The 14,933-nt window shown below is 69.4% G+C and carries 16 protein-coding genes; 12 read left to right on the top strand and 4 right to left on the bottom strand.

What is annotated here, in order from left to right:
* Positions 1-6 precede the first annotated feature (6 nt).
* The 5 genes from BOSE46_RS18290 (at position 7) to BOSE46_RS18270 (ending at position 4,052) form a co-directional block, all read left to right on the top strand.
* Positions 7-1,182 (top strand): acetoin utilization protein AcuC, encoded by a 1,176-nt coding sequence (locus BOSE46_RS18290; RefSeq protein WP_159541592.1) that lies wholly within the window; start codon positions 7-9, stop codon positions 1,180-1,182.
* A 156-nt stretch (positions 1,183-1,338) separates the two neighbouring features.
* Complete coding sequence (locus tag BOSE46_RS18285; protein ID WP_159541591.1) at positions 1,339-1,524, top strand: helix-turn-helix domain-containing protein; 186 nt, start codon at positions 1,339-1,341, stop codon at positions 1,522-1,524.
* A gap of 198 nt (positions 1,525-1,722) precedes the next feature.
* Entirely contained in the window at positions 1,723-1,824 is a 102-nt protein-coding gene (locus BOSE46_RS18280) for a 30S ribosomal protein bS22 (RefSeq protein ID WP_019143756.1), read from the top strand.
* A 6-nt stretch (positions 1,825-1,830) separates the two neighbouring features.
* Complete coding sequence (locus BOSE46_RS18275) at positions 1,831-2,814, top strand: NAD-dependent epimerase/dehydratase family protein (protein WP_159541590.1); 984 nt, start codon at positions 1,831-1,833, stop codon at positions 2,812-2,814.
* A complete protein-coding gene (locus tag BOSE46_RS18270; protein WP_159541589.1) occupies positions 2,811-4,052 on the top strand; it encodes a lysophospholipid acyltransferase family protein in 1,242 nt (413 codons plus the stop codon). Before BOSE46_RS18275 ends, BOSE46_RS18270 begins: the two co-directional genes overlap by 4 nt.
* Positions 4,053-4,127: 75 nt before the next feature.
* Here the strand turns inward: BOSE46_RS18270 and BOSE46_RS18265 are convergent, their stop codons facing one another.
* The 3 genes from BOSE46_RS18265 to BOSE46_RS18255 all read right to left on the bottom strand — a co-directional run bounded on the left by BOSE46_RS18265 (position 4,128) and on the right by BOSE46_RS18255 (position 6,913).
* On the bottom strand, positions 4,128-5,186 hold the full coding sequence (locus BOSE46_RS18265; RefSeq protein ID WP_159541588.1) for a DUF5667 domain-containing protein: 1,059 nt from the start codon (positions 5,184-5,186) through the stop codon (positions 4,128-4,130).
* Positions 5,187-5,283: 97 nt separating this feature from the next.
* Positions 5,284-5,982: a sigma-70 family RNA polymerase sigma factor gene (locus BOSE46_RS18260; RefSeq protein ID WP_236551799.1), complete on the bottom strand. Its 699-nt coding sequence runs from the start codon at positions 5,980-5,982 to the stop codon at positions 5,284-5,286.
* A 46-nt stretch (positions 5,983-6,028) separates the two neighbouring features.
* Positions 6,029-6,913 carry an HAD family phosphatase gene (locus tag BOSE46_RS18255; protein ID WP_159541587.1) on the bottom strand — a complete coding sequence of 295 codons (885 nt, stop codon included), beginning with the start codon at positions 6,911-6,913 and terminating at the stop codon, positions 6,029-6,031.
* Between the two features lie 53 nt (positions 6,914-6,966).
* Between BOSE46_RS18255 and BOSE46_RS18250 the strand changes: the two genes are divergently transcribed.
* The 7 genes from BOSE46_RS18250 (at position 6,967) to hemB (ending at position 14,471) form a co-directional block, all read left to right on the top strand.
* The gene (locus BOSE46_RS18250; RefSeq protein ID WP_159541586.1) at positions 6,967-8,538 is read left to right on the top strand and encodes a class I adenylate-forming enzyme family protein; all 1,572 of its coding nucleotides are present in this window, start codon (positions 6,967-6,969) and stop codon (positions 8,536-8,538) included.
* Positions 8,535-8,798: a glutaredoxin family protein gene (locus BOSE46_RS18245; RefSeq protein WP_159541585.1), complete on the top strand. Its 264-nt coding sequence runs from the start codon at positions 8,535-8,537 to the stop codon at positions 8,796-8,798. Before BOSE46_RS18250 ends, BOSE46_RS18245 begins: the two co-directional genes overlap by 4 nt.
* Before the next feature lie 135 nt (positions 8,799-8,933).
* Positions 8,934-9,611 (top strand): redox-sensing transcriptional repressor Rex, encoded by a 678-nt coding sequence (locus BOSE46_RS18240; RefSeq protein ID WP_159541584.1) that lies wholly within the window; start codon positions 8,934-8,936, stop codon positions 9,609-9,611.
* Positions 9,608-10,903 (top strand): glutamyl-tRNA reductase, encoded by a 1,296-nt coding sequence (locus BOSE46_RS18235; RefSeq protein WP_159541583.1) that lies wholly within the window; start codon positions 9,608-9,610, stop codon positions 10,901-10,903. Before BOSE46_RS18240 ends, BOSE46_RS18235 begins: the two co-directional genes overlap by 4 nt.
* The gene (gene hemC / locus BOSE46_RS18230; protein ID WP_159541582.1) at positions 10,900-11,820 is read left to right on the top strand and encodes a hydroxymethylbilane synthase; all 921 of its coding nucleotides are present in this window, start codon (positions 10,900-10,902) and stop codon (positions 11,818-11,820) included. Before BOSE46_RS18235 ends, hemC begins: the two co-directional genes overlap by 4 nt.
* 47 nt (positions 11,821-11,867) lie before the next feature.
* Positions 11,868-13,478 (top strand): uroporphyrinogen-III synthase, encoded by a 1,611-nt coding sequence (locus BOSE46_RS18225; protein WP_159542934.1) that lies wholly within the window; start codon positions 11,868-11,870, stop codon positions 13,476-13,478.
* A gap of 9 nt (positions 13,479-13,487) precedes the next feature.
* Positions 13,488-14,471: a porphobilinogen synthase gene (hemB, locus tag BOSE46_RS18220; protein ID WP_159541581.1), complete on the top strand. Its 984-nt coding sequence runs from the start codon at positions 13,488-13,490 to the stop codon at positions 14,469-14,471.
* Here hemB and arr read toward each other — a convergent pair.
* On the bottom strand, positions 14,462-14,887 hold the full coding sequence (gene arr, locus BOSE46_RS18215) for an NAD(+)--rifampin ADP-ribosyltransferase (RefSeq protein ID WP_201299668.1): 426 nt from the start codon (positions 14,885-14,887) through the stop codon (positions 14,462-14,464). The genes hemB and arr overlap by 10 nt on opposite strands.
* Positions 14,888-14,933 lie beyond the last annotated feature (46 nt).

Below are 14,933 nucleotides of genomic sequence, written 5' to 3'. Positions count from 1 at the left end.
TGATGCATGACTGACCGCGCGTGCGTCGTCTTCGACCAGCACCTGACCGAGTACAACTTCGGCCAGTCCCACCCCATGGCGCCGGTCCGCATCGACCTCACGATGGCCCTCGCGCGTGAGATCGGCATCGTCGACGGGCTCGACATCGTCGGCGCCGTCCCGGCGACGGACGACGAGCTCAACCTGATCCACTCGGCGGCCTACATCGAGGGCGTCCACAAGCTCAGCGACCATCCGACCTACACCGATCCCAGCATCGGGCTCGGCACCGACGACAATCCGGTGTTCGCCCACATGCACGAGGCCAGTGCGCTCATCGCGGGCGCCAGCGTCGAGGCGGCCCGCCGCGTCTGGACGGGTGCCGCGCCACGGGCGGTCAACGTCAGCGGCGGCCTCCACCACGCGATGCCGGGCAACGCCAGCGGCTTCTGCATCTACAACGACGTCGCCCTCGCGATCCGCTGGCTCCTCGACAACGGTGCGCAGCGGGTGGCGTACGTCGATGTCGACGCGCATCACGGCGACGGCGTGCAGCAGATGTTCTGGGACGACCCGCGGGTCCTGACGATCTCGATCCACGAAGGCCCGCAGACGCTGTTCCCCGGCACGGGCTTCTCGAGCGAGACCGGTGGTGAAGGTGCGGAGGGCGCGGCGGTCAACATGCCGCTCCCGCCCGGTACGTCCGACGCCGGATGGCTGCGGGCGTTTCACGCGGTCGTGCCCGCGCTGGTCCGCGAGTTCAAGCCCGACATCCTGGTGACGCAGCACGGCTGCGACTCCCACATGGACGACCCGCTGACCAACCTGATGCTCAGCGTCGACGGCCAGCGCGCGTCCTACCTCGCCCTGCGCGACCTCGCCGAGGAGGTTTGTGGCGGCAAGTGGGTCGCCACCGGTGGCGGGGGCTACGCCGTCATGGACGTCGTGCCGCGCGCCTGGGCCCACCTGCTCGCGATCGTCGCCGGTGCGCCCCTCGATCCGTCGACCCTGACCCCTGAGCGCTGGCGAGCTCGCATCGAGGAGCTGCGCGGGTCGCCGGGCCCTCTGCGCATGACGGACGGCCGTGCCGTCGGCTACCGCGCCTGGGAGCAGGGCTATGACCCCGCGAGCTGGCTCGACCGCTCCATCCAGGCCACCCGCACGGCGGCCTTTCCCCTGAACGGCCTCGATCCGCAGCCCTGAGGCCGTGTTTGCGGGCAACCGCACTCCACACAGGAGTTTTTGGCAACTACTGTCCCGGAGACCTCAGGAGGCACTAGTCTCAACCAAGGCACGCGCGCTGTTTCTCCGGTGGGGAAGCCGGAGAGCGCGCGTGCCCCTCAGGAAGCAGGTGGTGACATGGCATCCGGACCGACGTTCTTGACCGTCGCGGAAGTGGCGGCTCAGATGCGGGTCTCCAAGATGACGGTCTACCGTCTCGTGCACTCCGGCGAGCTCGAAGCCGTCCGCGTGGGACGTTCCTTCCGCGTGCCGGCGGACGCCGTCGAGGAGTTCCTCGGCAAGTCCTACTTCCAGGCCGGCTGACGACGCGCAACACGTACGTTCGCTGCCAGCTCTTCCGTCCATGGTCGGGGAAAATCCCGGCCAGTGCTGACGTGTAGGCTGTTCGCAGCCACTACGGGGGACCGAAGCCGCGCCACGCGATGGTTTGCGATCTCCGCAATGGCCACCAATCTCAGGCACCAGCCACACCTGTGGCCAACAAGAATTGAGTCGTGACCCGTGGGTTCAGTCATCAAGAAGCGCCGTAAGCGGATGTCGAAGAAGAAGCACCGCAAGATGCTCAAGCGCACCCGAGTACAGCGTCGTCGTCTGGGCAAGTAAGTCTCCATGGCCCGGTCTGTCCTCGTCACCGGTGTTGCGGGTACGTTCGCGTCGCTCTTCGCGCGCCGACTCGCAGACCTCGGCGAGGGCGCGGGCATCAGCAAGGTCGTCGGCATCGACACGATGCTGCCGCCAGGTGACCTCGGTGGCGTGAAGTTCGTCCGCGCCGACATCCGCACACCTGTCGTCGGCAAGGTCATCGCGGTCGAGGACGTCGACACCGTCGTGCACCTCGACGTCAACCCGCCCCGGCGGGGCCGCACCGGCGGCGCCAAGGAGCTCAACGTCATCGGCACGATGCAGCTCCTGGCGGCGTGCCAGCGTGCGTCGACCGTCACCAAGTTCATCCTGGGCTCGTCGACCGCGGTCTACGGCTCCTCCCCCCGCGATCCGGCCATGTTCACCGAGTCGCTGCTGGCTCGTGACGGCGTACGCAGTGGCTTCCCCAAGGACATCGTCGAGGTCGAGTCGTACGTCCGTGGGTTCGCGCGCCGGCGCCCCGAGGTCATCATCACGACCCTGCGAGCGGCACAGATCCTGCACCCGTCGATCGACACCCCGCTCGCGACCTACTTCGCCAGTCCCGTCCTGCCGGCCGTGATGGGCTTCGACCCGCGCCTGCAGTTCACCGACCTCAACGATGCGTTCGCCGTCCTCGAGCAGGCCATCGTCAAGGACCGGCCCGGCACGTTCAACATCGCCGGCGACGGCGTCGTGCTGCTGAGCCAGGCGGCCCGCCGGCTCGGGCGGCCGATCATCCCCCTGCCGCCGTTCGGCTTCGCGACGGCCGCTCGTCGCGTGCTGCGTGCCGCGGGCTCCGACATCCCGCCCGACCTCCACCGGCTGCTGACCTACGGACGGGTCGTCGACACCTCGGCGCTGCGGGACATCTTCGGCTACGACCTGACGCGCACCTCCCTGCAGACGTTCGAGGAGTTCCGCGATTCACTGAGACCCGGCGTCATGTCGGTGGTGGGGGGACGCGCATGAGCGACGAGCGCAAGACCATCGGTTCGGGCGGCAAGGCCGGACGTGGCAACCGGCAGACCTCGCCATCAGCCGCTGCGCGCGCCCTGGCCGGCGCGCCGGCGGCCAGGAAGCCCGTCGCCAAGGCCAAGCCGAAGGTCACCGAGCCGAAGCCGGCCGCCACGAAGGCGCCGGCCAAGAAGTCACCGCCCAAGAAGGCCGCGCCGACCAAGCGTCCGGCCGACAAGGCTGCTGCGCCGAAGCCGCGCCTGCGCGCCGTGACCGACGAGGACGCAGCTGCCGCTGCCGCAGCCGCCGCTGAGGAAGCCGCCAGACGTACGCGCACCGCCGGCGCCGCGCCGTTGTCGGCCGGCATCCCGATCGACGAGATCGTGGTCGCGGTGATCCAGGCCGCCCAGCGAGTGCTCGGCAGCGACTGGGAGGCCAGAGTCGCCACGCTGCTCGCGACGATCCGCAAGCGCATGAGCGGTGACTACGAGGTCGACGAGTTCGGCTTCGACCCGCAGATCACCGAGGTCCTGACCGCCGCGATCGAGCCGCTCGCCGAGAAGTGGTTCCGCCTCGAGGTGCGTGGCGTCGAGAACATCCCGGCAGAGGGCGGTGCACTCCTGGTCGCCAACCACTCCGGCACCGTCCCGATCGACGGCCTCATCACCGGCTACGCCGTCAAGAAGTACGCCGGGCGCGATCTGCGGCCCCTGGGTGCCGACTTGGTCTTCTCGCTGCCGTTCGTCGGCCAGATCGCCCGCAAGGTCGGCGCGACCCTGGCCTGCACCGAGGATGCCGAGCGGCTGCTGACGACGGGTGAGCTCGCCGGCGTCTGGCCCGAAGGTTTCAAGGGCATCGGCAAGCCGTTCGCCGAGCGCTACAAGCTCCAGCGGTTCGGCAGGGGCGGCTTCGTGTCGTCGGCCATGCGTGCGCAGGTACCGATCGTTCCGGTGTCGATCGTCGGTGCCGAGGAGATCTACCCGCTGGTGGGCAACGTGCCCTCGTTGGCCCGCCTGCTGGGGCTGCCCTATCTGCCGATCACGCCGTTCTTCCCGTTGCTGGGGCCGCTCGGCATGATCCCGCTGCCCAGCAAGTGGATCATCGAGTTCGGTGAGCCCATTCGCACGGACGCGTACGACCCGGAGTCGGCCGACGACCCGATGCTGCTGTTCAACGTCACCGACCAGGTGCGGGAGACGATCCAGCAGACCCTCTACGGCCTGCTGGTGGACCGAGGCAACGCGTTCTTCTAAGGTTCAGAGCACAAGGTGACCCATGAGGTGACCATGGGCCGAGCCGCTGAAGCGGCGACGAAGGAGCCGCGCGCTCTACTTCTTGCCCAGCAACCCGTTCAGCAGGCCGGGGATCAGGCCCTCTTGGTTCTCGTCGCCCAGCACCGCGCCCAGGACCGGGTCGGTGATGTCGCTCAGCGAGGGAGCCTTGGTGGTCGGCGCGGACGTGGGGGCAGGCAGCGCCACGATCGGAGTCTGGGTCGGTGTGCCCTTGGTCGGTGCCGAGTTCCCGGACGTCTTGTCATCGTGCTTGGTGGTGTCGGACTTCTTGTCCGGCGAGCTGGATCCGGAGCTGCTCGCCGGCGGCGGCGCCAACGAGGTCACCGAGGACGCCAGCTGCTGGAGATCGCCGGTCGTGCACGCGATGCACAGCGACGAGGCCTGCGTGGCCAGGTTGCGGATGGTCTCTGCTGCGACGTCGAACGAGTCGTCGGCACCGGACGGCAGCTGCGCCGACAGCTGCGAGAGGTTGGCGCTGGACTCGATCGCGAAGTCGTTGACCGTGCGGACCGACTTCTTGTCGCCGTTGCCGGAGTAGTCGTTGAACAGCGATGACGAGCCGGACTCGGCCTGCGTCGCGAAGTCGTCGAGGGTGTCGGCGATGAGGCTCTCGGAACCACCCTTGGCGCTGAGCTCGCGGGCCTCGGCGAGGCGCTCTGAGGCCTGACGGAGCTGGAACGAGCCGCGGGAGGCGTCATCGCGGTGCAGGGCGAGCTCGACCGACTCGACGCTGCGCTTGACGGGGTAGAGCATCTCGCCGGGGACGGCCGACGCGCTGGAGGCGACGATGCCGACGACGCCCGCCGAGGCGACCATCGCTGCGGTGAGGGTCGCGACGCGACGGCGTGCGGGACGAGTGTCGCGTGCGGGTGTGGCGACTGGCTTGGCGGGCAGCGGCACGAGGACCGTCGCGGCCTCGGTCATGAGCTGGGTCCGGAGTGACTCGCGGAACATCGGCGAGGGCTCGACGACGGCAGCCTCGCAGAGGCGCTCGGCGAAGCGTACGAGATCCGCGATCTGCTGGTCGCCGGATGCGCGGCCGCTCCAAGCCTCCTCGAAGGACTGGGCGTCGTCGTGCGAGCGACGGCCGATCATGATGGGTTCCTCACTGCTCTGAAGGTCTCAGTGCATTCAACGACGTCGGTGGCCGGAAAGTTACGGTCAAATGACAGGACAAACACGTGCATGCGCATCATCGTGCGTCCTCCGGCATCGTCTTGGCGAGACTACGAACGGCGCGCAGCTGGAGCTGCTTGATCGCGCCCTCGCTGCGGCCGAGAGCCGCGGCGGTCTGGGCGATCGACATGCCCTGGATGAAACGCATGAGGATGCAGTCGCGCTGCTCGTTGGGCAGGGAGTTGACGGCCTCGAACAGCATCTCGTTGGAGATGAGCGCGAGGACCTCCTGCTCGGGGCTGGCGACGGTGACCTTGCCCTCAGGGATCGTCTCGGCGACGATCTCGAGGCGGGCCCGGCTCGACTTGAAGTGGTCGGCGACGAGGTTGCGCGCGATCGTCGTCAACCACGCGCCGAAGTCCTTGCCCTGCCAGTTGAACCGCTGGATCGCCCGGAGCCCGCGGACGAAGGTCTCGCTGGTGAGGTCCTCGGCGAGCTGCTGGGAACCCACGCGGTAGTAGACGAACCGGAAGACGCCCGACACGTAGTGGTCGTAGAGCTGTCCGAACGCCTCGGCGTCGCCTTCCTTGGCGAGGTCGACCAGCGCGCGGAGGCGCGAGGCCTCGGGGTCGTTGTCGTCGTGGGGACTGGAGCCGCCGTTGGAGGGCGCGTACGCGGGTGAGTCGGCCACCGCGAGCGCAATCAGGAGGGACCGGTCGTCCGGGGTCGCGAGGGCAAGCGACAACGCCATGCGCAATCCGCTGGTGTTCCTCACAGGCCCTCCCTGATCCCCGAAATACTAACCCGGGGCAGGGTTGCTGTCAGTTCGTTGAACTTTTTCTGTGACGCAGCACACGCCACGCTCCGGCGGCCGCGATGGCCGCCGCCACGCCCTTGCCACCGACCAGCGCGACCTTGCGGCCCGTGCGGTAGTCGCGGATGCGCCAGCCGTTGGCCCTGGCGTGGGCACGGAGCGTGGAGTCGGGGTTGACGGCGCACGGGTGCCCGACGAGGGACAGCATCGGCAGGTCGTTGCTGGAGTCGGAGTACGCGTAGCAGTCGTCGAGCACGAGGCCCTCGCGTACGGCGATCTCGCGGATCGCGTCGGCCTTGCCCTCGCCGTGCAGCATCTCGCCGACCAGCTCACCGGTGTACGTACCGTCGACATGCTCCGAGATGGTCCCCAGCGCGCCGGTCAGGCCCAGGCGCCGGGCGATGACGTTGGCGATCTCGACCGGTGCCGCGGTCACGAGCCACACCCGTTGGCCGCGATCGAGGTGCCACTGGGCGATCGCGCGGGTGCCGGGCCAGATCTTGTGCGCCATGTGCTCGTCGAAGATCTCCTCGCCGATCTCCTCGAGCTCTGACACCTGGTGTCCGGCGATGAACGCGAGGGCCGACGAACGGGCCTTGGCGATGTGCTCGGGATCCTCGACGCCCGCGATGCGGAAGTAGAGCTGCTGCCACGTGGCCTTGGCGATGTCCTTGGTCGTGAAGAACTTGCGTCGATGGAGCCCGCGGGCGAGGTGGAAGATCGACGCGCCCTGCATGATCGTGTTGTCGACGTCGAAGAACGCGGCAGCCGTCGTGTCGGGCTGGGTCGTGAGGGCGTTCTCCATCTCGGCGGCCGAAGCGGCGGCCTGGCCGGACAGCACGGATCGCGACCGCAGATTGCGGGGCTGATCGGGTCGAGCGTCCCGTGACATGCAACCGAGACTAACGCCCTCCCGGCCCGCGGGCGTGTGGTTGACTCGGAGGCGTGACAGTCAATGTCAGCGACTACCTCCGAGACGCTGCGTCCGCCGATCCTGATGGCATCGCGCTGGTCGAGCACCGTGCCGAACGCCGTGAGCTCACCTGGCGCCAGCTCGACGATGCCGCCGATGCCGTGGCGCGCGGTCTGTCCGCGCGTGGACTCGTGGCGGGGCAGCGGGTGGCGGTCGTCATGGCCAACCGCATCGACCTGCCGATCGCCTACTTCGGCATCCTTCGCGGCGGCATGGTCGCCGTGCCGATCAACCCGCGATCGACGACCCGCGAGATCGGGCGCATGCTCGCCGACTCGCTGGCCCGTGTCGTGCTGTGCGACGAGGCCGGAGTGACCCAGGTCCGTGAAGCCGTCACGGACGACCACAAGGTCAGCGTCATCGTCGACGGCGCCAAGCCGCTCAAGGGCGAGACGGACCTCGAGACGTTCCTCGCCGGCGCGACCGGTTCCGACCCGACGTCGCCCGTCGACGCCGAGGCCCTCGCCGTCGTGCTCTACACGTCGGGCACGAGTGGCAAGCCACGCGGCGCGATGCTGACCCACCGGGCCCTGATCGCCAACATCGAGCAGGTCGCCAGCCTCGACCCGCCGGCGATGTCGTCCGACGACGTATGTCTGGGACTGCTGCCGATGTTCCACATCTACGGCCTCAACTGCGTGCTGGGCCAGGCCGTACGCCAGGGGGCGCGCGTGCTGCTGGTCGACGGCTTCGACCCCGGTGGCCTGCTCGACCAGGTCGTCGCCGAGGGGGTCACCAACATCCCGCTGGCGCCGCCGGTCGTGGCTGCCTGGGCCGGGCGCGACGACCTGCGCGACAAGCTCGCCCGCGTGACCACGATCCTGTCGGGTGCCTCAGCGCTCGATGCCGAGCTCGCCGAGTCGTTCTTCGCCTCGTCGGGCAAGTACATCGAGCAGGGCTACGGGCTCACCGAGACCGCGCCGGTCATCGCCACGACCTTCGGCTCGCAGCGTCCGGAAGGCACGCCGCCCAAGGCCGGCTCGGTCGGCCGTCCCCTGCCGGGCATCGACGTACGCGTCGTCGATGCAGGTGGCGCCGACGCACATTCGGGTGATCCCGCGGAGATCTGGGTCAAGGGCGACAATCTCTTCTCCGGCTACTGGCCCGACGGGGTCGACGGCCCGCGTGACGACGGCTGGTATCCGACCGGCGACATCGGCTTCCTCGACGAGGACGGCGACCTGACGTTGGTCGACCGCCTGCGCGAGCTCGTCATCGTCTCGGGGTTCAACGTCTATCCGTTCGAGGTCGAGGACGTCATCGCGGAGGTGCCCGGTGTCACGCAGGTCGCGGTCGTCGGGCTGCCCGACGAGGAGACCGGCGAGGCGGTCGTGGCCTTCGTCGTGCCAGAGGACCCGGAGACACCCGAGAGCACGATCGTCGAGTCGGTCGAAGCCCACTGCCGTACGCGCTTGGCGCGGTTCAAGCAGCCCAAGCGGGTCGTCGTGGTGCAGGGCCTGCCGCACTCGGCCACCGGCAAGGTCGCCAAGGGCCGGCTGCGCGCGCTCGCCCGCAGCGAGACGCTCGGCCTCGACGCGTCGTGACGATCGCGCACTCCGGCGACGCTCGTGTGGTCGTCTACTCCCGTCCCGGCTGCCACCTGTGCGAGGTTGCCGAGGGGCTGGTCGCCGAGATCTGCGCCGACACGGGGGCCTCGTGGACCCGCGTCGACATCACGAGTGACCCGGATCTGACGTCACGATTCACCGAGCAGGTGCCGGTGACGTTCGTCGACGGGGCACAGCACGACTTCTGGCGGGTCGATCCGGTGCGGCTGCGCAAGGCACTGGGACGTACGCCCTGAGGCGCAAGCGCATGTGAGATATGCCATCGCCCTGAGTCACGATTTTGTTAACGCGTTCACAAACTCTTAAACTGAGGGCGCATCGCATGCCAGTCCCGACAGGGATAATCCCCGGCCGTGCAGTGCAGGAGCACCGTGACCATACTTCGCACCCCCCTCGCGGACGGCAGCGCTCGTGGCATCCCTGATGCCACGGTTGCCCGGCTGCCGGTCTACCTGCGCGCGCTCAACGCGCTCGCCGAGCAGGGCGTCGCGACGTGCTCCTCCAACGACCTCGCCGAGAACGCCGGGGTCAACCCGGCCAAGCTCCGCAAGGATCTGTCCTACCTCGGCTCCTACGGCACCCGCGGCGTCGGCTACGACGTGGAGTACCTGCGCTACCAGATCGCCCGCGAGATCGGCCAGACCCAGGACTGGGACGTCGTCATCGTCGGCGTCGGCAACCTCGGCTCCGCGCTGTCGGCCTACCAGGGCTTCAGCACGCGTGGCATCCGCGTCGCGGCCCTCGTCGACGCCGACCCCAAGCGCGTGGGCACCACGATCTCGGGCATCACGGTGTCCTCGCTCGACGACCTGACCGCGATCGTCGAGGAGCGCGCCATCTCGATCGGCATCATCGCGACGCCGGGCGAGGCCGCCCAGGAAGTCGCCGACCGGTTGGTCGCGGCGGGCGTCACCAGCATCCTCAACTTCGCACCGGCCCTCGTGCAGGTGCCCGACGGCGTCGACGTACGCAAGGTCGACCTGTCGATCGAGCTGCAGATCCTCGCCTATCACGAGCAGCGCAAGGCCGGAAAGGAGGCGACGGCATGAGTGTTCTCGTTGTCGGTATGTCGCACCGGTCGGCTCCGATCGATGTCCTCGAGCAGGTGTCGCTCGACACCGACGCGGCCGTCAAGCTCTCGCACCTCGTGCTCGAGGCGCCGTTCGTCTCCGAGTCCGTCGTCATCTCGACGTGCAACCGGGTCGAGATCTACGTCGAGGCCGAGCGGTTCCACGGCGCCGTCGAAGAGGTCTCGCGCCTGCTTGCCGAGCACTCGGGTCTCGACCGCGACGACTTCGTCCGCCACGTCTACGTCCACTTCGACGAGGCCGCCGTCGCCCACCTGTTCGGCGTCGCGGCCGGCATGGACTCGATGATCCTCGGCGAGAGCCAGATCCTCGGGCAGGTCCGCGAAGCGCTGCACGGCGCCCAGGCCGAGCAGACCGTCGGCTCGGCGCTCAACGCGCTGTTCCAGCAGGCGCTGCGCATCGGCAAGCGTGGTCACGCCGAGACCGGCATCGACCGGCTCGCCCCCTCGATCGTCACCGCGGGCCTCGACGCCGCCGGCGATGTCGTCGACGCTGAGGGCACCAGGTTCCTGGTCGCCGGCGCCGGCACGATGGCCAGCCTCGCGGTCCGCACACTCGTCAACCGTGGCGTGGCGCCGAACCGCATCATGGTCGCCAACCGCACGTTCCAGCGGGCGTACGCACTGGTCGCCACGTTCGGCGTCAGCGCCGTCCGCTGGGAGGCCATGGACGTCGAGCTGTCGGCGACCGACGTGCTGATCAGCTGCACCGGCGCGACCGGCGTGGTCTTCGACCGCGACCGCATCGCCGCGGCGAGTGCCGGGCGGGCCATGGCCCTGATCGACCTGGCCCTGCCGCGTGACATCGACCCGACCGTGCGCGACCTCGACGGCGTCGACCTCGTCGATCTCGTCGTGCTCGCCCGCCTCGGTGAGAACACCGAGCTCGCCGGCGATGTCCAGCAGGTGCGCGCGATCGTCGAGGACGAGGTCCGCACGTTCCTCGCCGCCAAGGCGGCCTCGCACATCACCCCGACCGTCGTGGCCCTGCGCACGATGGCCACCGATGTCGTCGCGGCCGAGCTCGCGCGCATCGAGACCCGGCTCCCCGACCTCACCGCCGACGAGCTCGCTGCGGTCCGCAAGGCGTTGCACCGGGTCGCCGAGAAACTCATCCACGCCCCGACGGTCCGGGTCCAGCAGCTCATCGACGGCCGCGCCGACCTCACGTACGCCGAGGCGCTCGCCGACCTGTTCGCGCTCGACCAGTCCACCGTGGACGCCGTCACCCAGGTCAAGGGGGAGTCCTCATGACCGCCCTCCGCCTCGGCACGCGTGCGTCCGCACTCGCCATGACCCAGTCGGGCCTGATCGCCGATCGCCTCCGCGCGACCGGCGTCGAGGTCGAGCTCGTCACGATCTCGACCGAAGGTGACCGCAGCCTGCAGCCGCTCGTCGAGTTCGGTGGCCAGGGTGTCTTCGTCGCGGCCCTGCGCGAGGCGCTCGTCCGCGGCGACGTCGACATCGCGGTGCACTCCCTCAAGGACCTGCCCACGACCCCCGACCCACGTCTTACGCTCGCCGCGATCCCGCAGCGCGAGGATGCCCGCGACGTGCTGGTCGCCCGCGACGGCATGACCCTCGGCGAGCTGCCCCAGGGCGCTCGCGTCGGCACCGGCTCGCCGCGCCGCGAGGCTCAGCTCAACGCGCTGGGCCTCGGTGTCGAGGTCGTCCCGATCCGTGGCAACGTCGACACCCGCATCGCCAAGGTCGCCTCGGGTGAGTACGACGGCGTCCTGCTCGCCCGCGCCGGTCTCCTGCGGCTCGGCCGCGCGGACGAGGCGACCGAGGTCATTGATCCACTGCAGATGCTTCCCGCCCCCGGGCAGGGAGCGCTTGCCTGCGAATGTCGCGCCGATGATGACGCGACGATCCATCTGCTCAGCGGCCTCGACGACAGCGACACCCGTGCTGCCGTCACCGCCGAGCGCAGCCTCCTCGCCACACTCGAGGCAGGTTGCAGTGCACCCGTGGGAGCTCTTGCCGAAATCGCCCAAGGCGATGACGGCGACGAGCTCTGGCTCCGTGCCGTGGTCGGAAGCATTTCCGGCTCGCCCACCATCCGACTGTCCGCGACCGGCTTGCCATCTGAAGCCGCCGCGGTCGGTGAGCGTCTCGCTGCCGAGATGCTCGCCGAAGGCGCAGACACCCTTGTGGCTGTCGCCTCATAACCCCCAGGCAGACCGAGAAAAGGACCACCGTGACCATCACCACTGCGATGCGAGAAGCACCGTCCCCGGCTCGACCGAACGCACACAAGGCTGTCCGCGGCCACGTGAGCTTCGTCGGCGCCGGACCGGGCGATGCCAGCCTGCTGACGGTGCGCGCGGCTGAGCTGCTCGCCCAGGCGGACATCGTCATCACGGAGCTGCCCGAGCAGGCGGCCCTCGTCACCAACGGTGCCGAGATCATCGACGGCGGAGTCGGCGAGGACGGCGAGACCCTGACGCACGCCGCCCGTGCCCGGCTCGTCGTCAAGTACGCCAAGACCGGCTCACACGTCGTACGCCTGATCGCGGGTGACCCGTTCACCTACGCGACGGCGCCCGAGGAGGCCGCAGCCTGCAGCAAGGCCGGCATCGGCTTCGAGATCGTGCCGGGCATCTCGTCCGTCTCGGCCGTGCCCGCGTACGCCGGCGTGCCGCTGACCAACCGTACGCACCGTGAGTACTCGGTCGTCAGCGTCGGCGACGCATCGATCAACTGGTCCGAGCACGCGTCCCAGGACACGCTGGTCCTGCTGTCGGCCGTCGCCCGGATCGGCGAGGTCGCCGCTGGGCTCGTCGCCGCCGGTCGCTCCGCCGAGACGCCGGTCGCCATGACCCGGGTCGGCACGACGACCGAGCAGACCACGATCGTCTCGACGCTCGCCGACATCGCCGCCGACGCCAAGGCCGCGGGCATGACCGCGCCGGCCATCACGGTCGTCGGCCAGGTCGTCACGATGCGCGAGGCGCTGTCGTGGTTCGAGACCAAGCCGCTCTACGGCTGGCGCGTCCTGGTGCCCCGCACCAAGGAGCAGTCCGCCAGCCTGGCCGCGCGCCTGCGTGGCTTCGGCGCCCTGTCCGAGGAGGTCCCGACCATCTCGGTCGAGCCGCCCCGCAACCCGCAGCAGATGGACAAGGCCGTCCGCGGCCTCGTCGAGGGTCGCTACGAGTGGATCGCGTTCACCAGCGTCAACGCCGTCAAGGCCGTTCGCGAGAAGTTCGAGGAGTACGGGCTCGACGCCCGCGCGTTCTCGGGTCTCAAGATCGCCGCGGTCGGCGACAAGACCGCCGAGGCCATCGCCACCTGGGGCATCCGCGCCGACCTCATCCCCAGCGGTGAGCAGTCGGCCCGCGGCCTGCTCGAGGACTGGCCGCCGTACGACGACCTGCTCGACCCGATCAACCGCGTCTTCCTGCCGCGCGCCGACATCGCTACCGAGACCCTCGTGGCCGGACTCGTCGATCTCGGCTGGGAGGTCGACGACGTCACGGCCTACCGCACGGTCCGGGCGGCCCCGCCGCCAGCGCCGACGCGCGAGGCGATCAAGACCGGCAAGTTCGACGCGGTCATGTTCACCTCGTCGTCCACGGTCCGCAACCTCGTGGGCATCGCCGGCAAGCCGCACACGTCGACGATCATCGCGTGCATCGGTCCGGCGACCGCCAAGACCGCCGAGGAGCACGGCCTCCGGGTCGACGTCCTCGCCGAGTCCCCGTCGGTCGAGGTGCTGGCCGATGCGCTCGCGGAGTTCGGTGCGACTCGCCGTCTGGCGTTCCTCGACGCAGGTGAGCCGGTCACCAAGCCGTCGCAGAAGCGTCCGTCGACGCGTCGCAAGGCGTAGGTCTCACCGATGAGCTTTCCTGCCGACCGCCCTCGTCGCCTGCGCCAGTCGCCGGCGATGAGGCGGCTGGTGCGGGAGACGCACGTCCAGCCGTCGCAGTTGGTCCTGCCGATGTTCATCGCCGAGGGCATCTCCGAGCCCCGGCCGATCGAGAGCATGCCCGGCGTCGTGCAGCACACGCGCGACACGGCCCGCAAGGCGTACGCCGAGGCGGCTGCGTTGGGGCTGGGCGGCGTCATGCTGTTCGGCGTCCCGGAGCACAAGGACGCCCAGGGGTCGGGCGCACTCGATCCTGACGGCATCCTCAACGTCGCGCTGGCCGATGCCCGGGCGGAGGTCGGCGACGACCTGCCGATCATGTCCGATCTCTGCCTCGACGAGTTCACCGACCACGGGCACTGTGGGGTTCTCGACGCGCAGGGCCGGGTCGACAACGACGCGACGCTCGAGATCTATGCCCAGATGGGTGTCGTGCAGGCCGAGTCCGGCGCCCATGTCGTCGGACCCAGCGGCATGATGGACGGCCAGGTCGGCGTCGTCCGTGCAGCACTCGACGATTCCGGTCACGACGACACCGTGATCCTGGCGTATGCCGCGAAGTACTCCTCCGCCTTCTACGGCCCGTTCCGCGAAGCCGTCGCGTCGTCACTCACGGGCGATCGCAAGGCGTACCAGCAGGACCCGGCCAATGCCCGCGACGCGATCCGCGAGGTGCTGCTCGACATCGAGGAGGGCGCCGACATCGTGATGGTCAAGCCGGCGCTGTCCTACCTCGACGTGATCGCCGACGTACGCGCGACGGTCAACGTGCCGGTCGCGGCCTACAACATCTCCGGCGAGATGGCGATGGTCGAGGCCGCCGCCGCCAACGGCTGGATCGATCGCGAGCGCACGATCGACGAGATCATCACGTCGATCCGCCGCGCCGGCGCCGACATCGTGCTGACCTACTGGGCCGCCGAGCTCGCCGCCCGCCTCGACCGTCAGTCGTAGATGACCGCGCGGCCCTGGCGTCGCAGCTCGGCGAGGCCGTCGCGCATGGCCTGCTGCTGCTCGGCGGTGTGCCCCTCCCAGTCCGTCAGCTCTGCGACGATCGTGACCGGCTCCTTGGTGCGGTAGGACCGCGTCGGGTTGCCGGGGAACTTCTTGTCCGTCACGTTCGGATCGTCCTCCAGCGGGCCGGTCGGCTCCACGATGTAGATCCGGCCGCGGCCCTGGCCCAGCGCGAGCTCGGCACCCCACGCTGCAGCGTCCAGCGTCTCCGAGACATATACGTGATTGGCCGTCCGGCCCTCTTCATAGTTGGAGCCGTGCCCGGGCACCAACACGTCGCCGACTGTCAGGTCGGCCTTGGTCCCGTGCAGCAGTGCCCCGGACTCATGGATCTCGAAAGGCTTCGGTCCGCTCATGTGCATCCCCCATGGATTCGGCTGACAATCCTAGCCAACCAGTGAG

Origin of the sequence: Aeromicrobium sp. 9AM, from assembly GCF_902506105.1 — a bacterium.
Taxonomy (GTDB): Bacteria; Actinomycetota; Actinomycetes; order Propionibacteriales; family Nocardioidaceae; genus Aeromicrobium.
Note: the sequence above shows the minus strand (reverse complement) of the source record. Positions and strands in the feature narration are given on the sequence as shown.

What these genes read in the sequence shown, in the direction of transcription:
- BOSE46_RS18225 (WP_159542934.1), top strand. Translation starts at nt 11,868, where the DNA reads ATGCGAGAAGCACCGTCCCCGGCTCGACCGAACGCACACAAGGCTGTC.
- BOSE46_RS18270 (WP_159541589.1), top strand. Translation starts at nt 2,811, where the DNA reads ATGAGCGACGAGCGCAAGACCATCGGTTCGGGCGGCAAGGCCGGACGT.
- BOSE46_RS18275 (WP_159541590.1), top strand. Translation starts at nt 1,831, where the DNA reads ATGGCCCGGTCTGTCCTCGTCACCGGTGTTGCGGGTACGTTCGCGTCG.
- BOSE46_RS18265 (WP_159541588.1), bottom strand. Translation starts at nt 5,186, where the DNA reads ATGATCGGCCGTCGCTCGCACGACGACGCCCAGTCCTTCGAGGAGGCT.
- hemC (WP_159541582.1), top strand. Translation starts at nt 10,900, where the DNA reads ATGACCGCCCTCCGCCTCGGCACGCGTGCGTCCGCACTCGCCATGACC.
- BOSE46_RS18235 (WP_159541583.1), top strand. Translation starts at nt 9,608, where the DNA reads ATGAGTGTTCTCGTTGTCGGTATGTCGCACCGGTCGGCTCCGATCGAT.
- BOSE46_RS18285 (WP_159541591.1), top strand. Translation starts at nt 1,339, where the DNA reads ATGGCATCCGGACCGACGTTCTTGACCGTCGCGGAAGTGGCGGCTCAG.
- arr (WP_201299668.1), bottom strand. Translation starts at nt 14,887, where the DNA reads ATGAGCGGACCGAAGCCTTTCGAGATCCATGAGTCCGGGGCACTGCTG.
- hemB (WP_159541581.1), top strand. Translation starts at nt 13,488, where the DNA reads ATGAGCTTTCCTGCCGACCGCCCTCGTCGCCTGCGCCAGTCGCCGGCG.
- BOSE46_RS18255 (WP_159541587.1), bottom strand. Translation starts at nt 6,913, where the DNA reads ATGTCACGGGACGCTCGACCCGATCAGCCCCGCAATCTGCGGTCGCGA.
- BOSE46_RS18290 (WP_159541592.1), top strand. Translation starts at nt 7, where the DNA reads ATGACTGACCGCGCGTGCGTCGTCTTCGACCAGCACCTGACCGAGTAC.